The organism is uncultured Caballeronia sp. (assembly GCF_964243625.1).
Classification (GTDB): domain Bacteria; phylum Pseudomonadota; class Gammaproteobacteria; order Burkholderiales; family Burkholderiaceae; genus Caballeronia.
Window position 1 is genome coordinate 1 of record NZ_CAXTGZ010000039.1, and the last position, 2,173, is coordinate 2,173.

3 protein-coding genes are annotated in these 2,173 nt (G+C 60.5%); 2 read left to right on the forward strand and 1 reads right to left on the reverse strand.

The features are described 5' to 3' along the window. On the forward strand, nt 1-864 hold an 864-nt coding region (locus tag ACFFAR_RS04450), incomplete at its 5' end, for a mechanosensitive ion channel family protein (RefSeq protein ID WP_375507559.1). 3 nt (nt 865-867) lie between these two features. Here the strand turns inward: ACFFAR_RS04450 and ACFFAR_RS04455 are convergent. Further along, on the reverse strand, nt 868-1,425 hold the full coding sequence (locus ACFFAR_RS04455) for a cysteine dioxygenase family protein (protein WP_174362792.1): 558 nt from the start codon (nt 1,423-1,425) through the stop codon (nt 868-870). A gap of 156 nt (nt 1,426-1,581) precedes the next feature. Between ACFFAR_RS04455 and ACFFAR_RS04460 the strand changes: the two genes are divergently transcribed. Next, nucleotides 1,582-2,058 carry an Lrp/AsnC family transcriptional regulator gene (locus ACFFAR_RS04460; RefSeq protein ID WP_061999010.1) on the forward strand — a complete coding sequence of 159 codons (477 nt, stop codon included), beginning with the start codon at nt 1,582-1,584 and terminating at the stop codon, nt 2,056-2,058. Nucleotides 2,059-2,173: the final 115 nt, after the last annotated feature.

Sequence of the window (2,173 nt, forward strand, 5' to 3'; positions counted from 1 at the left end):
CTGCGGGAGGATGTGGATCGCGCGGAGGGCCGGGCGCTCCTGACCACCGCCGCCATTGTGACGGCAGCAAATCTTGGGCTGAACGTGACGCCGCTGCTTGCGGGCGCGGGCGTGATTGGCCTGGCGGTGGGTTTTGGCGCCCAGTCGCTGGTGGCCGATCTGATCACGGGGCTTTTCATCATTATCGAGGACACGATTTCGGTAGGCGATTCCATCGAAGTCGATGGAGGCCATGCAGGCGTGGTCGAGACGCTGACCATTCGGACGGTGCGTTTGCGCGACGGGCAGGGCGCCATTCACGCGATTCCGTTCTCGCAGATCAAGATCGTTAAGAACCTGTCGCGTGATTTCGCCTACGCCGTGTTCGAAGTGCGCGTGCCGTTCTCGGCCGACGTCGACCATGTCACGCAGATGATCCGGGAAGTGGGCGCCGAACTGAAAGCGGATTTCCGCTACCGGCGCGAGATGCTCGGGCCAATCGAAGTGTGGGGGCTCGACCGTTTCGATCCGAACTGGATGGTGGTGAAAGGGCAGATCAAGACGCTGCCGTTGAAGCAGTGGAGCGTCGCCCGGGCTTTCAACGTCAGGGTCAAACGGAAGATGGACGAGGTCGGGATGGACGTTCCGGTGCCGCAAATGCAGTTGCGGGTATCGAAGGAATCATCGGGCAAGGACGCGCCTTGGGACGATCTCGACGAAGTGAAGGACCCCTCGCCGATGTCGCCCGTGTCCCCGGCTGCGCGCAGCGCCGCGTCGGAGGCGCGCGATATCTCGCATGATCCGCAGCCCGCGCCGCCGGCAACGGATCAATCCGTGCAGATTCCGCCGCAGATTCCGACTGCAGCGGCGCCAGGGAAAGCGTAGCTGTCAGGCGGCTTGCACGAGGTCGTTCACGTGCGTCGATATTTGCGCACCCGTCACGCCGTAGACATGAATGGAGACAGCGGTTTTCCGCGCTGCTGATGCGTTACCGAGGCGGTGGATCGCGGCGCGTCCCGCGCCCACCACCGAAACGGCGCCGCAAACGCGCTTATGCTGTCGGATTTCGACCACGCGATGGGTATCGGCGTCAAAGGAAAACAGTGTTTCGCTCAGCGTCCCTTCGATTACCGTGTAAGCACACCACGTATGGTGCCCGTGGACCGGACTCATCTGGCCGGGCCGCCACACAAGAGCCGCCACGGCGTAGCGGCCAAGTGGATCCTCGAGCAACAGGTGCCGCCTGTAGCCATTGGCGCTGGATTCGCGCTGTGCGTTGGATAGCAGCCCCGGTTCAGCGGCCAAACCGGCCAGTGCGGCCCGGACATCCAGCGTGAAGCCTGGCGATGCCGGGTCCAGGCAGCACGCGGCATCGAGTGCATGGGACAACCGGGCGAGCGAAAGTTGGGTGTCCAGGGCTTCAACAGTGTCGAGGATCAGGGTCATGGCGAGCTTTTATGGTCAGCTTTGGTCCGCAAAAGGGCAGCGAATTTGCGTTCTTCGATAGCTCATTTATACCGGTTTGCTTGTGGAAGAAGTTTCCATATAATTTCGTAAATTGGCGCAAAAGTAGAATAATTTCCTACAAGGGGCGGCGTGGGCATGGACCTTATCGATCGGAAGCTGTTGGAACTGCTACAGGAAGATGTCACGATGCCCATTGCCGAACTGGCGACGCGGGTCAATCTTTCGCAGACGCCGTGCTGGAAACGCGTTCAGCGCCTCAAGGAAGCCGGCGTGATACGCGCGCAGGTCGCCCTGTGCGATCCACGCAAGCTCGGTGTGGGGACCACGGTGTTTGTCGCCGTGAAGACGAACCAGCACACGCAGGACTGGGCGGACGAGTTCACACGTGCCGTGCGTGATATCCCCGAAGTGGTCGAGGTGTACAGGATGAGCGGGGAAACGGACTACCTGATGCGCGTGGTGGTGTCGGATATCGACGATTACGACCGTGTGTACAAATCGCTCATTCGCGCCATTCCGTTGTACGACGTGAGTTCGAGTTTCGCGATGGAACAGATCAAATATTCCACGGCGCTGCCAGTCAGGCCGCCGGTCGGTGTGACAGCGAATTAGCCGTCGGCCCGAATGGGGACCGTGTCTTGCGTGTTTCTCGGAGTGAAATCCCGCAATCCATCTGAAATCAGCGTCGAGTAAGATCTTGCGCTTCATCCAATCTTAAAAGAGCCTC